This is a genomic window from Streptococcus suis, assembly GCF_029616525.1.
GTDB lineage: Bacteria > Bacillota > Bacilli > Lactobacillales > Streptococcaceae > Streptococcus > Streptococcus suis_AF.
In genome coordinates, this window is sequence record NZ_JANFME010000024.1 from 18,393 (window position 1) to 33,065 (window position 14,673).

Sequence of the window (14,673 nt, forward strand, 5' to 3'; positions counted from 1 at the left end):
TTCTCTAGGTGCTTAGGCTATTTTTAAAATGTTTATTTCCTGGCCGACATGTATGTCCGTTGTACGAGCTACAAGGACTTCAGACCAAAGATTACTAGGAGTTCCTTCTATTTTGTGCAATGTATTTCCGTCTACAGTCAAAAAATGACCCACAGAATTTTCCGGAAGAGCATCTGATAATGAAAGAATAGTACCAAACGGCGCTTGAGTAACATTATTAATTTTCATATTTTTTCAACTCCTCTCTCCAATATTGCAGATTACGTTTTGTTTGTTCAACTTCTACTCTAGGTATATTATACCTCTTTTCGACAGAAAGTAAATAATTTTGAGCCTCAATCTCGGCTTTTATTTTCGAAATAGGAGTGTCAACTAATCTTCCATCTCGCCATTGCTCTGCGTGGAATAGCTCCTCTAATATTTCGGAAACAGTGGCTTTCTTTTGCAAAACTATCGTATCAGCATTGAGATTCATGGCAGAGGCTTTTCGACTCTTCAAATACGATTCAGATTCATCATCTTGCCAAATAACCCCACCCCGTTTTCGAAAATCTTTCGTCAGTTTATTTTGTCTTGTGATGTTTACAGTTCTTCTCTTATTTGCATCTTTGTTTCGATACATCCTATAGAGTTCTGTATTCTCAGTATCGCGAGACAAATCAATTAAACTGCTCGCATTTATTTCCTCCTCATCAGGCACAATCCCAGATCGACAATTAAAATGAAAAGGCGGAGCGTTAACCCCGACCTTCATCTCATCCAACCTGTAGCGCTTGTCCTCTGCATAATGCGTTCGGCAGATTTCAGTTGTACGATTATCCATGTGAACTAAGATTCGATAAAATTCCAAACCTGCATCTATATAGCGACGAGCAGTAGCTCTATTGATGACTGAGGTGCCGTCGGTCCTGATCAACGTTTCAGCTCGATGATTAGCAACCTTGTACCGAGCGCTCAAATCTCTGGCAAGAACCTTTGGATGTTCCCCACGAACGAAACCTCGCTTGAGAGTATCTTTTAAGTCTTTAGCCAAGTTATCGACGTGTCCCCACAATTGTTGGGAGTAGTTGTATCCGTTGAACGGAGTCTTAACGATTTCCTTAAGTGCTGGTTCGTTGATATTACCGGACCTACCACCTATAACTTTACGATACGCGTACTCTGCCGAGGAACGTAGGTAACCTTCGAACGACTTCTCTAAAACACCCTGTAGCACACCCATTTTATAGACAACTTCCATGTTCAGCACATCCATCCTAGTCGCCCTGGATGACATATACTGCTCGTTAATTCTACGCAGTAACTCTGGGTCCTTCTCGGCCTGTTTCCGGTATTTCTCGACATTCGAACGGTAGTCACTCAAATCAACACGAGAAAGCCTCTCTCGTGCCTCTGACAAACTTATTTTGCTATCCTCGGCATATTTACCGTAGAACTCAAACAAGTCCTTCTGTAAGCTCGTAGAAGATTCTAAATAGATTCGAGATAACTCCTTAAAAAAAGCCTCGTCGGTCATATCCTGATGTTTGAAGATGTCATCGACCCGCTTCTGCCAATAATCATTGTGATTCTTGGTCATCTTTCTCACCTACAATCCGTGGCTGTGGCTCCACTTCTGGCTCCTGGGCCTTCAAACGCTTCAGCTCCTCTTCAGCATCTACCCCAGTGAATGAAGATAGCAAACTGAACAAAGTCTCATCGCTGATAATGCCGTATAAAGCCTTGATTTGCTCGATCAACTCATTATCGTTCGCAGGTAGATTCGGAGTGAATACGATATTCGTTTGGTTAATCGCATCGTAGTTTGTAGCTTCTGACCCACGGATTGCCCAGACATTGACTGCGAGCCGTAGTCGTCTCATCAATCCCTTGCGGAACAGCTTCTCTGACATACCTCGGTAATTCTCCGAGCCCATGAGCTTGTACCTCATAGCCACACCAGATTGCGTGCCAGCAAAGTTGTCATCGTTGGTGTCTGGTGTGAATGTAAAGCGAAGAATATCAGCGACAAGGCGTTTTTTGTAAGCTTCTGCACCTGTCGAATCATACTCTTTAACCAAATAGAAAGCATTTGGTTGGGCTCCGTCCGGGTTAGGATTGTCGTCGAGTAACACGATTTGAGCTTCTTTAAAGCTTTTAGTCACTGCCAAGGCCCCGTTAGGATTAAGATTTCCATCTTTGTCAAAATCTTCCTCGCTCCCCGTGTGAGGATTGCCGATAATAACCAGCAGCGCATCGTTACTGTTTTGCTGGAAATTGGCCAATTCTGACTGTGACAAGTCATAAGCATCTATATTGTCCAGGACTGCTTCAAAAGCCCCTGTCCTATCCTCATTGTTGCTATACTCATTGATAGGAACACCTTGCAAATAATGAGCCTCCTCGTTGGTCAACGTCATACCTGCGACTTGTTGATTGTCGTCAACATAAGTGTAGATTGCGTCTGCCGTATAGACCTTGATAATGGATTTTTTATGACCCATACCATAATCAATGTTGTAGTAATTAACTGCCATGAGGGATTGCTTATCGTATCCGTCATCGTAAATAACAAAAGTCTTCTCCGGATCAAATTTGTACAATTTTACCAAGACCTGCGACTTATCATCCTGCCGGTAAGGCATAATCAATTCGTATGCACGACCGTAGATTGATAAATCTTTCTTGATGAGTACATTATGGTACTCTTCGTTGTTCTGGTCGTTAAATTCCTTGATTTTAGCCAACAGGTCAACATCCGCATTCTCGTACTCCACTGGTTGTCCCAGCATATAGCCTTGTTCAAAAGTAGTAATATACTTCGCAAAATCGCTTGAGATACGATTATCGGCAGCATACTCATCGGTCTTGGCTGGACGGTAATTGATGTTGTTATCTCCCAGATAGTACCGCTTGAGCTCCTGCAATCTAGGCAGCTGGTTAGTTCTGTGGGTTGACACGTACCGTTGTAGTTGCTCAATCCACTCTTGTGATGCCCATTCAATTGCATCAAAATCTTCCTGCAGCATAATTATCTGTTGATTAGCCAACTGAACGAAACGAGTGCCTTTCAAAAAGTCTACTTCCATTTCCCACCTCCTAGCGAAAAGCCCTGACAGCATTTCTTAATCTTTCTTTTTGTGATTTCTTCTGTTTGTAAATCCTATCTTGGATTGCATACCTGACCGCATCTAAGCAGTGGTTGTAGCTATCAACAGGCTCGTTGATGTACTCATTCGTAGCCTTGTCCTTCTTCCAAGTATAGTTCTCAAGCTCCTCAATTGTCTTCACACAGCGTTCGTCTACCACGATGTCGTATTGCAAGATATACTGAATGCCCTGCATGACCGACCCAGGACCTTTCTTAGCGTCGATGATTCGAGGTATGCCGGAGTTCCGCAGTTCCTGATTTGATTTCTTCTCGGCTGAGTCTGCTCTGATTTCCTCCTTGGCATATCCAAGTCCTTTGATTGCTTCAGATATTTTGTCGTTCGTCAGATTCTTCCTCACGTATTCTTCGACAATATAGAGCTTGCGAGCTTTATCATCAATCTTGACATGCAGGAAAGCTGACGGGTCATTGATAAACCCATAGTCCAGACCAAAGTAGGACGGCAGATGCCTCATGTTGTCCTTGTTGAGTAACTTACGTTCGTACTTTGGAAAGACTAGCTTGTCCAGCGTTGCGAACTGGCCAAGGGCATAAATCTTGTAATACGCCTCGTTTCTGTTGGCCAACTCTTCGATGTTCTCGCGAGTGATTTGGTCAAGGAAACGATTGTCTTTGTATGTCGTTTGATAGACAACGGTATTTTTTGGTTTTTTAACAAAAAATGCATTATAGACCCAGTTAACTTTAGAGACCGGGTTAAACATCAAAAAAATCTGTTTCATTTTGTGCTTCTTATCCCTCAAACGTAGTGTAAGTTGTGTGTAATCATCCAAAGTAAACTCCGACGCTTCTTCCATGACCACGTCCGAAATGCCTTTGATGGACTTGATTTTCTCTGGGTTATCTAGACCCTTGAAAATAAATTGAGCACCGTTTGGCAGCTCAATCCGATAGGCTGAATTATTAACCTTGCACTTATCCAGAATCTGAAAATAATCAAGACATTGCTTGACATCCTCAAAAATCGAATCATAGACCGTGGCCCCAACTTTTCGCAGAAATAAAATCTTACGAGGATGCTTCCAGTCCTGACACGCTTTAAAGACGACCTTTTGGATGACTCCGTGACTCTTTCCAGAAGATGCTCCACCGTAGTGTACTTCGGTAAAAGTCGAGTAATCGTAGAGCTTGTCGTAGATGTGCTTATTGAAAACTCTGCTGGGATAGTTAATGACGATATTGATTTTAGGTCTAGTCTTCGTCAGCATCCCACTCACCTACCTTGATTTCAATTGTTCGTTGAGTAATGTCAATATTATTTTGATACATACCTAAGGTTTTTGCATATTTATCCGACGCCGACAACATTACAGATAGATCTGGCGGTACTTCCTTAACCGTTTGATAACCCTCGCCATCACCGACAAGTTTGACATCTTTTATCTCTCGTCTGATAATCTTTGCCCAAAACTGCTGAATGTCTACAGAATTGAGCAAAGAAAGTTCCGTTCTGCGTTCATCAAAGGCATTTTTTAGCCTTTCAACAACTGGTGGAATATGTTCATACTTGTTCATTCCAGTCAACATATTTGAAGCTGTAATTCTCGCAGTCTTTTCACTGAATCCTGCTTCTTTTGCCGCTTGTGTTGCATTTTGAAAACCATTAGCCATGTACGCTAAGACAAAAGACTTCTGTCTATTCCTGGAAGCTGGCCAATCTGACATCAAATCAATAGCCTCTGCTTTTAATTCTTGAATTGCTAATTCTTCGCGTTCATTCATTGCCAACCTCCTTTCTGACAAAATGAAAAAGCCACACTTCGTTGTGTGACTTTGCTCGCGATAAACCACGACTCGAACGTTATGGCCTAACCGGCCCTCCTCTTATCGCTACGGGAACAGCAGGAATCGAACCTGCGACAAAACTGCCTTCGGAACCTAGGACTTTCAACCGAGCAGAGGAATCCACCTTGTATTCCCAAAAATAGATACCGAGTTCGATTTTCTAAGGAGCTTGGTTGTCAATTGATGATGACTACAAAATGTAAATACATATCTCTTCTCGGTATCCGATAATACTATAATATCACTTTTATCAGAACTTTTTTCCGCAGTTTTTCCGCTATTTTTCCGCTACCAAACAACTCCCGCGATACAATTCGGCGAATGCTAGCAGAGCATCTGAAATCATATCATAGTATTGGCTTTTTTCATATCCAATTTCCTCTCTAATCTCAAAATGCGTTTTTGGGCAATTAACCATATATTTATCATGCAGCATCCGTCTGTGCATCGGATCTAATAAATGAGTGACAGCGTATTCGATTGCTTCGAGTTCAGCTTCAGCATCAGTCTTATTAATCGCTAATCGTTCAACTGGTCTACTTGGATTCCCATGAGCCTGTCTTGGCTCGAAAGTGTACACTGCAGTCACTTTCTGTTCACCAACATCATTGGCAATGCGCCGCCAACGTGGGTATTCTTTCAATTTTCGTTTAGCGTTTCTGATCGTTTGTTTTTCATCTATTTCCGGGAAAAAAGTCATCTGCGCTTACCTTTCTGTGATATAATAGTTTCAGATTTTAACTCACAGTCAGCACAAGTGTGCTGGCTTTTTTATTTTTCCCACGGCTGTCGCTGATGGCTATAATACGGATACAAAATACGTATCTTGCCACGTTGCGCTAGTACTTTAGATTTTGTATCTTTAGTTTGCTCGTACAGCTCGTCTATTTTATCCAACATGCGTTGTCGCGGTGGTCGTCCGTCTAGCCATTTGTAGACAGATAGAGTCGTCACACCCATCTCGGTCGCAAATTGGTCCCTCGTCCATCCTGTCTTTTGCAGGATGTGTTTGATTTTATCTGCTGTGGTCATAATTCCTCCAACGCTACCCACTTAAATTGCGGGTATTTTTTAGCTTCTTCTTGGGTGCATTGGTAAGCGTATCGCTCAACGGTCAAATAATCATCTGCCTGCCCCAAACTGAAAGATAGGGCTGTTCCTCTCGCTAAAAATGTACGAATCGGGGAAGCAAGCCATTAATGCTTTTAATTCTTCCAAAGCACAAATTTTCATACTACCCCTCCACCAATTCCGGATTTTCATAGATGTTGCCGATGACAACCATGTTAAAATCATCAGATTTCACTATTTCGCTAAACTTCATGTGTTCGTCATTGAGAAAGTAGAATACGGAAGACTCTGGAATTTTAGTTCTACCAAAACTGAAACCATTTTCAGTTTTTAAGATTTCAGTGAAATTTTCTCCCTCAGAAGCACCATCTACGTAACCCTCATAGTCGTACTCATTCCAAGTATCATTGAATTTAACCACATCCCCCTCGAAAATTTCCTTGCCGTTGACATCAAACAGCCCTGTGGATTGCATGAGTTTCGCACCACGCACACGCCTGCCAGCCTTGTTGCCCTCGTCCAACGTCACGTACAATCCGCGACTGGTCCAGATTACAGCTTTAACTCCATACATCTTACCTTCGTAAAATGCCCTAAACTTCGGTATCATTTTCTACCTCCTCGCTTAAATACTGGATTTTTCTTTTCAAGTTCTTTCTGTTTGTGGTAATCCGTTTCTTTCCACATAACTCCGTCGGGTCTATCCTTGGAGTAAGGAAGATAGATAGCCTTTTCCATCACTCCACCTCCTTAGCAAACTGCCACGCCCACTCAAAATCCTGTTTGATTTCGGATTCGGTGAGACGGGCGTGAGGTTGGTTTTTCCAATTTTGACTAACATGGAGAAACCAGTTGTTCAAAAAGATTTTTCCTCCTTCGTCTCGCGACAGATAGATTATCGGTTCGGTAGTTCTGTTAGGATTCGGTATCTCTACTGTATACAACTTCTCCTGCTCAATCTCGTAACCGTCAAGCCATGCACGGGCTATCATATCAACCTTCTCAGGAATCAAGTCGTCATTCTCATCGTATGCCCAATCACCGACTTTCTCATCGTCATCCAGTCTATAAAGAACTTTTCCCAAATGCCAGCCAGAGCGTTTACATCCCTCTATCCACTCCGCTACATATTTCGGCACCACAGCCGTCTGCGGTTCGTGGATTTGGTTGATAACTTCCACGATACTGTCAATATGTACCGCATGTATTTTTGCAAATTCAAATGACTCTTGAGCCATCTTCTGTAGTAATTCTATCGCTTCCTGCTTATTCATCTGTTTCCTCCAATTTTTTAAGTGTATTTTCCAATCTGATTCGCAAAAAGAATGCCTTGGTCAATTCAGGCGACAACCGTTCATGCTTTCTCTTGTGAAAAAGCTTCAGTTCTTCCGTTGTTACTTCAAAAAGATTATCTGCCTTCACGTTTTGCCAATTCCCGTCCAAGTGAATAAAAGCCATTAAAATAATCCTTGCTCACGTAACGCTACATACTCTTTAAGCGTAGGCTGTAGTTCTTCTGGTTCGATTTGAAATTCCTTTATCCAGGCACCACTTTGACTGATGTGTAAGTCTTTTTTGACCTCGATAAATGCCATTGGCAATAATAGAATAATTGGGTCATTTAATTGCTCTCCCTCTGCACGTTCCAGGAATGCACAGATAAAATCTTGTTCTCCACGAGCCCCTACACTCCAATGCGACTTTCTGGTTCCATAGCGCTTGTCTATATGTAACGAGCTATATTTGACATCGACCGTCACATCTTTCAGGATAAAGTCATAGACAGGATTGTTTTTTTGAAAATACCGATTGGCATCAATAGCATCAGGCACCAAAGTCTGAAACAGCTCTTCGGCCTGTCCGCCTAATTTTGCACCCTTTGAGCCATAGCGGATTTTATCTTGTATCTTCAAACAACCACTTTTTAGCAACTTCAAATGAGCTACATGAATCGGTAAACCAGATTGTTTTACTGCTGTATGAAAATCGCCACACTCCATATAAATATCTACAATGTCAGCCATTTACTCCTCCACCTAATAACATTTTCGGAGGTGTCACTTCCTTGTTCGTCACATCCGACAAAGTTTCAACCACACGCAAAGCCAAGGCCTGAGTTTTCAGAATTTCATCTGTCAAATGCACCATAGCTCTACTACGTGTGACTTCTAATTCCAATTCTTCTGGCGATAAATCGTCAAAACTTAACTTTTCCAGCTGCGCAACAAGTAGATTATTCACATCTTCGATTGTGTTTTTGACCATCTGTTTCCTCCACATGTTCCGCAATGGCATTTAGCCTTATTACCATGCTCGTCAAAAAACTCTGGAGCTTTAGCACCGTTATATTCTAATTCGGTCAGCACTCCATTCATGCGACAAAATGGACAGGTATCTTCGCTATAAGTCCATTCGCCACACACTGGACATGTTGGGGTAACAGAATACTCCAGCTCACCCAACATATTCACTCCAATTTCTTTTTTATAAATAACTTTCGGCATTACTCTCTCCTTGTCGAAAACGTAATAGATACATCAGCTTGGTATGTAAAATCATGGTCACATTCATAACAATGCGTTACGTGCTCTCCCTCATCCATGAATGAATGGCTTTCATCCACATCGAACGAATCATACCGAGTGCCACACCAAGGGCAAACAATATCGTCTTCATATTCAGTTTCAACTACTACTCCAGAAAGGATGCGGTCAGTGAGTTGTCTCTCATTTTCATCTTTCATACAAGAAAAACAAAATTCTGAGCGAAACCACTGGTTATCCTTGTGGCACTTAATGCACATTTTATCTGTCATCAACTCCCCCGCCCTTTCAACCACTCAGGTATCTCCTGCCCGATTTCAATTTCGTGAAACTGTTCCCTGGTCACCAAGAACTTGCCATAGGGACCAACTTCGACATAGTAGCGACCATCGATAATGCCCTTGTCTGTGACTTTCCCAATCATCTCAATGCCAACATTATCTGTCTGGTAGATGATTACGGGTTCGCGGGATTCCAGTCTATCGATTTCAAGCAATGCTACTATCAATGCAATCCCAAAAATTATTGCAATAATCAACGATAGATTATCTTCTTTCATTCGCTTTCTCCGTCTCCTCGATTAGCCAGTCCAGGTATCTGTCTAGCTTTTTTAGGTCCTCAAGGCCATTCTTGCTCCGCTCCCGAAGTATGTATTTGATTGTATTGCCCTTGTAGTAACCTCGGAGCTCTTCTTCTGTCAGGAAGTTCTTGATAACCTCGATTACTTCTAAACCATACTTACCTTGGTAATGTCTTGGTTTGGTTACGTTATCAAATGGTTTCATTTGCTTTCTCCTCCTTCACAAATCCTCCGACTTCACGTATGTACCATTAACCATCTTACCGTTGCGGTCTTTGATTTCTTCGTAAGCAACTTCTAGGCACTCCACCAAATCTAGATTAAGCTGTGTAGCCAATATGATCAGCGTGACCAAGGAATCACCCAAGGCGTCTTTCAGTGCTTGTTCCGGGTCCTCGAACTTGGTTGGTTTTAATAACACATCTCGGATTTCACCGACTTCTTCTGTCACTCGCATCCATTGGATTTTAGGGTCTGACTGGTGCAAACCTCTCTCAAACGCCCAACGGACAACTTTGTTTTTTAGTTCTTCAAAATTACTCATGTATTTCTTTTACCTCAATTTCAATTCTGTATTTATCTTTCGATCCGCTTAGACCACCATATTCGAATGTCATATACTTAATCACCTCGTGACTGTCATCTGTCCAGATACCAGCATCTGTCATACCGTCAACCAAGGCTTTCACAGTCGGGTAAAAATTTGGTGGATCCATCCGTCTTTTAGTCGGTGCGTATATCGTCACCAGAAGCCCACAGGGGCGTTTTTTTGTGTAAGGGGTATATTTACCCTTGGGAATATTTAAACGCCCAATTTGGCGAAGATAGGCCGTAATTTTAGCTTTCCGGGCCCAGCTCATTCTGTCATTAGCATTCAGCATCTCTTTTTTGCGTTTAGTGTTGGATAATATAAACTCAAATTTCATTTTTCACCTTCGAAGACTTAGCGAATAAAGTGGTTACATGATAACGCCTTGACTGCTCGATAATCGCCTCACGATTTAAGTCGCGGGTTATTTGTTCTAACATGATCACTTCTTTATTTCCCATTCTTCTGATGTCGCTCATAATCTCCAGTTGAAAATCAAATATTCTATCTGCCCAGCTGACAGTTTTAGCGTCATTCCCATCCCCTAACAGATAACCGACGGGCACACCGAAATAGTCAGCAAGTGCTAAAGCTTTTTTGGGACTAATGCCATGTTTTCCGTTCTCCCACTTTGAAATAGATAATTGTGTCGTACCGATTTCGCTAGCCAACTTTTCCTGGGTTAACTTCTTTTCTTTGCGTAATTCTTTCAATCTATTCAAACTTCAACTAACCTCCTCGCTTTCGTCTCGCTTGTTCGCTCGGCGTAGGTCGGTGACTCGTAAAAATGTATCGTCGATACCTTCACGCCGAATTGTTCAGCTAATTCTTTTGCAGTACCGATTGCCAGTAGCTTATCGCCTTTGTAGAGAGCGTACTCTTTTTCGTGCGCTACCATATTCTTAAAAATTAGCGACTGCCATTGTGTGAGTTTGGCTAAATACGGGCAGTCGCTGTCGTCCAACTGTCAACTGATTGTTTACAATTGACACGCTTTCTAGTTCGCTTTTTTCGTGGTTCACGGCACGTTATCTGTGTTCCCAGGTACAAAAGATTGTCAATTGTTTCTTCAGGTTGAAACCATTTCGGAAATTTAGGACAAATCTTTTTTCTGGGTATGTTTGCATTTTTTTATAAATATATTCAGACATATGATCAATTGGTTCTCCGCTGAACCATTTGATGCCGTTACTTTTGACCAATTCGAGCAACTCTCTAGCTTCACCAATTGTTCCAGCTACCAGAGAAAATTCAGCTATAGATTCTTCCTTCAACTGCTTTATTTTTTCAGCAAAATTTGTCATTTAAAGCGCCTTTCTAAAATATCCCTGCAATCAAATCATCCAGATTGATGACACGGTCCAGAGTTCGCTTGCTTCGACAATAATCACAATTTCCGCAACCTTTCGGCTTGATTTCGCCAGTAATAATACCTGCGACACGCTCGACATTGTTCTCAAAGAATTGCAGACCTTCATCCAAACGATACTGCGAAAGAGTGATAACGGCTTTGTCAGGCACGTCTTCCTTGCTGACTGCGACAACGAACGGGACGAAATTCGGATAGCCCATTTGTCGTAGTAATTCCTGGTACAGTCCCAACTGGACATCGTAGCGGAAACCCAAAATGTTAGCACCAGCCCCAGGGATTTTCTTTCGTTCCACGTCAGACCATTCAAGACCTCGAATAGTCTTCATAGTTTTCAGATCCACAAAATAGCCTTCAGTCAAGTTGATGCTATCCACCTTGCCCTTGACCATGATACCGAAGATTTCACCTTCCAAAATCATCTCCTTGCGGACATCATCACCTGGAGCACCATGGTAAAGTCCTAAGAATTTCTCATCGTCTTTCAGAGCATCAATCATGTTCTGAGCGACCTGAAACTCTTTCTTCAGCTCGCCTTTAGTCGCACCACGACTGGAAATCATCCGAGATTTGTTGGCGTCAACAAATTTGGCGTGAGCCTCTTCGCTCTCAAAATAACTATGCACATAGTTACCGACAAGTAAAGCTGTATCATCTCGCTTGTCTGTCCACTCCTTGTCGTCAATAGCTTTGGCTTTCGCTTCACAGTCCATATAAGCCTTAAAGCGAGAATTAGACAACCATTGACGGTCTTTGTAGTAATTTTCTTCAGTTAGTTTAGTCATTGATTTTTACCCATTCTCCTAATTTCTCAACAACTATCCCATGTTGTTCATACAAACCACCCTTACCACCGAATAACTTAGCAGTCTCTCCGTCTGGGAAAGTAATTCTGAAATCACCTTGCCATTTGACCACCTTCTTATTCAGCTCTATTTTGTCCTCTGACGCGTTTTTCTGTTCGGAGGTATATTTGCCCTCTGACATATTTTCTCGTTGAATTTCGTCAGAATTTTGACGATTTTGAGCATTTCCGCAAATAGCTCCATGTTGACCTAGGAATTCCTGTTCCATTCGGTCCTGCTCTTCTTGTAATTTTCTCGCATCATTGACAAGCTCTTCGTGTACTGTAAGCGCAGATGTCCCTGAATTGAGCATATCGGCATACTTTTTCGGATCTAGTCCCTTGCTTTCTGCAATAGCAGTCATTTCTTCAATTCGTTTTGCCAGTTGTTGCTTGCGCTTAACCTCCTCACGGGTCTTATCTGCCAAGGCTTTATCATCAGCAATTGCCTGTAAGATGTCAGCCAGGCTTGCTCCTTGTTCAAAATTACGTACGTAAGGAGCTGGACCAAAGTCTGCTTTGGCAGCTGCTTCAGTAATTTTGATTAGTGCTGACTCATATTCTTCCTTCTTGGCCACTTCTTCCTCTACCAAGCTGGCAACCATATTGACCGTGGCTTTATTGGGACGAACATTGTCAGCCATAAAGCACGTCTTCTTAGAAAACTCATCAAAATACTTGCTGAACAAACGGATGTCAATGTCTTTTCCTGTGCTTGCAATAGCTTTATGGAATAGTTCCTTAATGGTTTCGGCACGTTTAAGCCGTTCCTGTTCTTCAAACGCCTTCACACCTTCGTCAATCGACTTGCCGATTTTGACAATAGGTTCCAACAAGCCGTCCACCCAAGCCTTGACTTCGTCGATGGGCTTGTTGTAATCTGCCAATTTTTCTTTAACAGCTGACTTGACCTTCTTCTGCAGTTTGTTTAACTCAGCTCGGACTTTGGCATCGTCTTCAAATGTTTCTTCCGTTACTGTGTAGTTCTTGTATTTTTCAACGTATCCATTAAGTGCCTGCTCCAACAAATCCTTGCCCACGATAGTGATCTGGGCTGGTGTGAATTCGAAGTCAAAATCTAATACTGTCGCAGTCGGAACTGGCGCCATACTTTCCAGATTGTCAAATAGAGATAGTTCTTCAGACATTAGAACGGTTCCTCCTCATCTAAGATTTCGCCTGTTTCAGCATCAATGATCTGCTCGGTTGTTTCCATTTTGGAAATATCCACTCCTGCTTCTTCAACAGTTTCCACTTCGGAAATAGTTGCATCTTCTGCAGGTTCTTCAGCGACAGTCTTTCCGGTCATCTTATCCAGGATATCCTGCCCAGCTGATTGAACTGGCTCTGCTTCTTTGATTTGGCGCTCATTGTCATACTCATCAGCGGTTGTTTTGTTGATAGAGTCTGCCAGAATGTCGCTGTCGTCGCTGATGTTGATGTAGAATTTAGCGGCGCGATTGATAACTGTTTTCTTAGCCATTTCCTGAGGGAATTCTTTCTGCGTAGTGCCATCAGTCTTTGTCTTTGACCAAGCTTTTTCGATTTCTTTTTTAGTCATCAATGTTAATTTTTCATTTCCGTTAGAATCCTCAATAATACAGTATGCACCCTCAATTGCATTGTCTTGGTTTTTCCAACTGGTTTCGTGTTTTTTGAATTTTTTCTCGCCGTTAATAATTTCGATTTCAAAGTCATCACCTTGGTAGATAACCTCAGATTTGATCGATTTAATATGCGATAATTGCAAGAGTACTGCCATTGTGCCGAAATAAGACCGTTGAAGCTGCAATTCATTTCCGTACACAATGAAATAGCATTGACTTTTGGCTGGGCTTAAACCTTGGGTTACCATTTCTAAGAGAGCGTTAGCAATCGAATCCTTTGTACACACTTCCAGTGCTGGTCTCTTATTCCGATCTTTCGTTTTTAAAATTTTAAAAAAGGCACTTTTAAGGGCATTGGCCGGTGCATAATTAGGTGCAATCACGAGACCCTCGTCTTGTAAGCTTGCAATTTTTGAGTTTACAATATCTGTAATATCCTTCTGGATTGATACTATCTGGTTTGTCATCATCTTCTCCTCTTCGTCTGTTTCAAATTCCATTTCTCACGCTTTAAGCGTCTGTTTTCTCGTTTCAGGGCAAGTATCAATTCCTGTTGCTCATTGATAATCTCGCCCAGCTCTCGGCCTAGGTGGAAATAGTCACACCTCAGCCGTCGGATTGTATCTAGTAATTCCTCTGTCATTATGCATCCCCTACATAAATCCATTGACCGCCTCTAAATACCCATTCATCAGGATCATGTACCTGTCTTGGTTCCTCGGGTTGTAGATAGTCACGGTCATAATCAAACCATGAATAAGTGCCTTCCATGTCGTACCTCCTAGGCCACATACTTTCTACCTAGCTCTCGGACAAGGCGGATGTATCCTGCCTTATCAGATAGACCTGTATCCAGTAGCTTTTCCTTCTCACCTGCCGTGGCACGTTGCCAGACAAGATTTTCACGTAGTTCAAATCTTTTCATGATTTTTCTCCTGTGGATAACTTCTGTAAATCCCTATATATATTATTTATATATAACGATTAGTTTGTTTTTAAGTTAGTTAGAGGCTTTAGCCTCTTATTGTTTATTAGTGGGCGATAGCCCCTAGATTATTATTAAGTTAGTACTTGTTGTATAGTTGGTATTTATTAGAGGGCAGATTTTGCCACGGCAATATTTGCCACGGCAAT

The 14,673-nt window shown here is 42.0% G+C and carries 25 protein-coding genes and 1 pseudogene; all 26 read right to left on the bottom strand.

The annotated features are described in order from the left end of the window. Positions 1 to 12: 12 nt before the first annotated feature. The 26 genes and pseudogenes from NOL38_RS08945 to NOL38_RS09070 all read right to left on the bottom strand — a co-directional run bounded on the left by NOL38_RS08945 (position 13) and on the right by NOL38_RS09070 (position 14,464). Positions 13 to 228 (bottom strand): hypothetical protein, encoded by a 216-nt coding sequence (locus NOL38_RS08945; protein WP_172094218.1) that lies wholly within the window; start codon positions 226 to 228, stop codon positions 13 to 15. Beyond that, positions 218 to 1,579 (bottom strand): minor capsid protein, encoded by a 1,362-nt coding sequence (locus NOL38_RS08950; RefSeq protein ID WP_277941954.1) that lies wholly within the window; start codon positions 1,577 to 1,579, stop codon positions 218 to 220. The genes NOL38_RS08945 and NOL38_RS08950 overlap by 11 nt, the downstream gene beginning before the upstream one ends. Next, a complete protein-coding gene (locus tag NOL38_RS08955; protein WP_277941955.1) occupies positions 1,560 to 3,068 on the bottom strand; it encodes a phage portal protein in 1,509 nt (502 codons plus the stop codon). The genes NOL38_RS08950 and NOL38_RS08955 overlap by 20 nt, the downstream gene beginning before the upstream one ends. Before the next feature lie 10 nt (positions 3,069 to 3,078). Then, positions 3,079 to 4,359: a PBSX family phage terminase large subunit gene (locus NOL38_RS08960; protein WP_172094220.1), complete on the bottom strand. Its 1,281-nt coding sequence runs from the start codon at positions 4,357 to 4,359 to the stop codon at positions 3,079 to 3,081. Then, positions 4,343 to 4,873 carry a terminase small subunit gene (locus NOL38_RS08965; protein WP_105106032.1) on the bottom strand — a complete coding sequence of 177 codons (531 nt, stop codon included), beginning with the start codon at positions 4,871 to 4,873 and terminating at the stop codon, positions 4,343 to 4,345. Before NOL38_RS08965 ends, NOL38_RS08960 begins: the two co-directional genes overlap by 17 nt. 340 nt (positions 4,874 to 5,213) lie before the next feature. After that, positions 5,214 to 5,636: an ArpU family phage packaging/lysis transcriptional regulator gene (locus NOL38_RS08970; protein WP_105106956.1), complete on the bottom strand. Its 423-nt coding sequence runs from the start codon at positions 5,634 to 5,636 to the stop codon at positions 5,214 to 5,216. 71 nt (positions 5,637 to 5,707) lie between these two features. Beyond that, positions 5,708 to 5,968, bottom strand: a complete 261-nt coding sequence (locus tag NOL38_RS08975) for a helix-turn-helix domain-containing protein (protein ID WP_061842269.1) — start codon at positions 5,966 to 5,968, stop codon at positions 5,708 to 5,710. 202 nt (positions 5,969 to 6,170) lie between these two features. Further along, positions 6,171 to 6,617: a YopX family phage-derived protein gene (locus tag NOL38_RS08980; protein ID WP_277941956.1), complete on the bottom strand. Its 447-nt coding sequence runs from the start codon at positions 6,615 to 6,617 to the stop codon at positions 6,171 to 6,173. Beyond that, complete coding sequence (locus tag NOL38_RS08985; RefSeq protein ID WP_277941957.1) at positions 6,614 to 6,745, bottom strand: hypothetical protein; 132 nt, start codon at positions 6,743 to 6,745, stop codon at positions 6,614 to 6,616. The genes NOL38_RS08980 and NOL38_RS08985 overlap by 4 nt, the downstream gene beginning before the upstream one ends. Then, a complete protein-coding gene (locus NOL38_RS08990) occupies positions 6,745 to 7,245 on the bottom strand; it encodes a DUF1642 domain-containing protein (RefSeq protein WP_277941958.1) in 501 nt (166 codons plus the stop codon). The genes NOL38_RS08985 and NOL38_RS08990 overlap by 1 nt, the downstream gene beginning before the upstream one ends. Before the next feature lie 28 nt (positions 7,246 to 7,273). Then, entirely contained in the window at positions 7,274 to 7,465 is a 192-nt protein-coding gene (locus NOL38_RS08995) for a hypothetical protein (RefSeq protein ID WP_277941959.1), read from the bottom strand. Beyond that, a complete protein-coding gene (locus NOL38_RS09000; protein WP_277941960.1) occupies positions 7,465 to 8,031 on the bottom strand; it encodes a hypothetical protein in 567 nt (188 codons plus the stop codon). Before NOL38_RS09000 ends, NOL38_RS08995 begins: the two co-directional genes overlap by 1 nt. Next, the gene (locus NOL38_RS09005; protein WP_277941961.1) at positions 8,024 to 8,272 is read right to left on the bottom strand and encodes a hypothetical protein; all 249 of its coding nucleotides are present in this window, start codon (positions 8,270 to 8,272) and stop codon (positions 8,024 to 8,026) included. The genes NOL38_RS09000 and NOL38_RS09005 overlap by 8 nt, the downstream gene beginning before the upstream one ends. Continuing rightward, positions 8,245 to 8,511 carry a hypothetical protein gene (locus NOL38_RS09010; protein WP_277941962.1) on the bottom strand — a complete coding sequence of 89 codons (267 nt, stop codon included), beginning with the start codon at positions 8,509 to 8,511 and terminating at the stop codon, positions 8,245 to 8,247. Before NOL38_RS09010 ends, NOL38_RS09005 begins: the two co-directional genes overlap by 28 nt. A 310-nt stretch (positions 8,512 to 8,821) precedes the next feature. Further along, the gene (locus NOL38_RS09015; RefSeq protein WP_277941963.1) at positions 8,822 to 9,109 is read right to left on the bottom strand and encodes a DUF1372 family protein; all 288 of its coding nucleotides are present in this window, start codon (positions 9,107 to 9,109) and stop codon (positions 8,822 to 8,824) included. Next, positions 9,096 to 9,335, bottom strand: coding sequence for a DUF3310 domain-containing protein (locus NOL38_RS09020; protein WP_277941964.1), 240 nt, complete (start codon positions 9,333 to 9,335; stop codon positions 9,096 to 9,098). Before NOL38_RS09020 ends, NOL38_RS09015 begins: the two co-directional genes overlap by 14 nt. 15 nt (positions 9,336 to 9,350) lie before the next feature. Then, positions 9,351 to 9,674, bottom strand: a complete 324-nt coding sequence (locus NOL38_RS09025; RefSeq protein ID WP_277941965.1) for a MazG-like family protein — start codon at positions 9,672 to 9,674, stop codon at positions 9,351 to 9,353. Continuing rightward, positions 9,667 to 10,056: a RusA family crossover junction endodeoxyribonuclease gene (locus NOL38_RS09030; RefSeq protein ID WP_277941966.1), complete on the bottom strand. Its 390-nt coding sequence runs from the start codon at positions 10,054 to 10,056 to the stop codon at positions 9,667 to 9,669. Before NOL38_RS09030 ends, NOL38_RS09025 begins: the two co-directional genes overlap by 8 nt. A 205-nt stretch (positions 10,057 to 10,261) precedes the next feature. Beyond that, positions 10,262 to 10,441 (bottom strand): annotated as a pseudogene (gene relB / locus NOL38_RS09035) (type II toxin-antitoxin system RelB family anti-toxin); the annotation flags it as partial. A 306-nt stretch (positions 10,442 to 10,747) separates the two neighbouring features. Further along, positions 10,748 to 11,023, bottom strand: coding sequence for a hypothetical protein (locus NOL38_RS09040; RefSeq protein ID WP_029997344.1), 276 nt, complete (start codon positions 11,021 to 11,023; stop codon positions 10,748 to 10,750). Positions 11,024 to 11,036: 13 nt separating this feature from the next. After that, complete coding sequence (locus tag NOL38_RS09045) at positions 11,037 to 11,873, bottom strand: LCABL_13060 family 5'-3'-exonuclease (protein WP_277941967.1); 837 nt, start codon at positions 11,871 to 11,873, stop codon at positions 11,037 to 11,039. After that, a complete protein-coding gene (locus NOL38_RS09050) occupies positions 11,866 to 13,080 on the bottom strand; it encodes a DUF1351 domain-containing protein (RefSeq protein WP_277941968.1) in 1,215 nt (404 codons plus the stop codon). Before NOL38_RS09050 ends, NOL38_RS09045 begins: the two co-directional genes overlap by 8 nt. Then, positions 13,080 to 14,006, bottom strand: coding sequence for a phage-derived integrase/recombinase RecT (gene recT, locus NOL38_RS09055; protein ID WP_277941969.1), 927 nt, complete (start codon positions 14,004 to 14,006; stop codon positions 13,080 to 13,082). Before recT ends, NOL38_RS09050 begins: the two co-directional genes overlap by 1 nt. Continuing rightward, positions 14,006 to 14,182, bottom strand: coding sequence for a hypothetical protein (locus tag NOL38_RS09060; RefSeq protein ID WP_277941970.1), 177 nt, complete (start codon positions 14,180 to 14,182; stop codon positions 14,006 to 14,008). Before NOL38_RS09060 ends, recT begins: the two co-directional genes overlap by 1 nt. Continuing rightward, entirely contained in the window at positions 14,182 to 14,331 is a 150-nt protein-coding gene (locus tag NOL38_RS09065; protein WP_277941971.1) for a hypothetical protein, read from the bottom strand. Before NOL38_RS09065 ends, NOL38_RS09060 begins: the two co-directional genes overlap by 1 nt. Continuing rightward, complete coding sequence (locus tag NOL38_RS09070) at positions 14,321 to 14,464, bottom strand: hypothetical protein (protein WP_248042367.1); 144 nt, start codon at positions 14,462 to 14,464, stop codon at positions 14,321 to 14,323. Before NOL38_RS09070 ends, NOL38_RS09065 begins: the two co-directional genes overlap by 11 nt. Positions 14,465 to 14,673: the final 209 nt, after the last annotated feature.

Coding starts and splice junctions, on each gene's coding strand:
- NOL38_RS08945 (WP_172094218.1), bottom strand. CDS start 228: ATGAAAATTAATAATGTTACTCAAGCGCCGTTTGGTACTATTCTTTCA.
- NOL38_RS08950 (WP_277941954.1), bottom strand. CDS start 1,579: ATGACCAAGAATCACAATGATTATTGGCAGAAGCGGGTCGATGACATC.
- NOL38_RS08955 (WP_277941955.1), bottom strand. CDS start 3,068: ATGGAAGTAGACTTTTTGAAAGGCACTCGTTTCGTTCAGTTGGCTAAT.
- NOL38_RS08960 (WP_172094220.1), bottom strand. CDS start 4,359: ATGCTGACGAAGACTAGACCTAAAATCAATATCGTCATTAACTATCCC.
- NOL38_RS08965 (WP_105106032.1), bottom strand. CDS start 4,873: ATGAATGAACGCGAAGAATTAGCAATTCAAGAATTAAAAGCAGAGGCT.
- NOL38_RS08970 (WP_105106956.1), bottom strand. CDS start 5,636: ATGACTTTTTTCCCGGAAATAGATGAAAAACAAACGATCAGAAACGCT.
- NOL38_RS08975 (WP_061842269.1), bottom strand. CDS start 5,968: ATGACCACAGCAGATAAAATCAAACACATCCTGCAAAAGACAGGATGG.
- NOL38_RS08980 (WP_277941956.1), bottom strand. CDS start 6,617: ATGATACCGAAGTTTAGGGCATTTTACGAAGGTAAGATGTATGGAGTT.
- NOL38_RS08985 (WP_277941957.1), bottom strand. CDS start 6,745: ATGGAAAAGGCTATCTATCTTCCTTACTCCAAGGATAGACCCGACGGA.
- NOL38_RS08990 (WP_277941958.1), bottom strand. CDS start 7,245: ATGGCTCAAGAGTCATTTGAATTTGCAAAAATACATGCGGTACATATT.
- NOL38_RS08995 (WP_277941959.1), bottom strand. CDS start 7,465: ATGGCTTTTATTCACTTGGACGGGAATTGGCAAAACGTGAAGGCAGAT.
- NOL38_RS09000 (WP_277941960.1), bottom strand. CDS start 8,031: ATGGCTGACATTGTAGATATTTATATGGAGTGTGGCGATTTTCATACA.
- NOL38_RS09005 (WP_277941961.1), bottom strand. CDS start 8,272: ATGGTCAAAAACACAATCGAAGATGTGAATAATCTACTTGTTGCGCAG.
- NOL38_RS09010 (WP_277941962.1), bottom strand. CDS start 8,511: ATGCCGAAAGTTATTTATAAAAAAGAAATTGGAGTGAATATGTTGGGT.
- NOL38_RS09015 (WP_277941963.1), bottom strand. CDS start 9,109: ATGAAAGAAGATAATCTATCGTTGATTATTGCAATAATTTTTGGGATT.
- NOL38_RS09020 (WP_277941964.1), bottom strand. CDS start 9,335: ATGAAACCATTTGATAACGTAACCAAACCAAGACATTACCAAGGTAAG.
- NOL38_RS09025 (WP_277941965.1), bottom strand. CDS start 9,674: ATGAGTAATTTTGAAGAACTAAAAAACAAAGTTGTCCGTTGGGCGTTT.
- NOL38_RS09030 (WP_277941966.1), bottom strand. CDS start 10,056: ATGAAATTTGAGTTTATATTATCCAACACTAAACGCAAAAAAGAGATG.
- NOL38_RS09040 (WP_029997344.1), bottom strand. CDS start 11,023: ATGACAAATTTTGCTGAAAAAATAAAGCAGTTGAAGGAAGAATCTATA.
- NOL38_RS09045 (WP_277941967.1), bottom strand. CDS start 11,873: ATGACTAAACTAACTGAAGAAAATTACTACAAAGACCGTCAATGGTTG.
- NOL38_RS09050 (WP_277941968.1), bottom strand. CDS start 13,080: ATGTCTGAAGAACTATCTCTATTTGACAATCTGGAAAGTATGGCGCCA.
- recT (WP_277941969.1), bottom strand. CDS start 14,006: ATGACAAACCAGATAGTATCAATCCAGAAGGATATTACAGATATTGTA.
- NOL38_RS09060 (WP_277941970.1), bottom strand. CDS start 14,182: ATGACAGAGGAATTACTAGATACAATCCGACGGCTGAGGTGTGACTAT.
- NOL38_RS09065 (WP_277941971.1), bottom strand. CDS start 14,331: ATGTGGCCTAGGAGGTACGACATGGAAGGCACTTATTCATGGTTTGAT.
- NOL38_RS09070 (WP_248042367.1), bottom strand. CDS start 14,464: ATGAAAAGATTTGAACTACGTGAAAATCTTGTCTGGCAACGTGCCACG.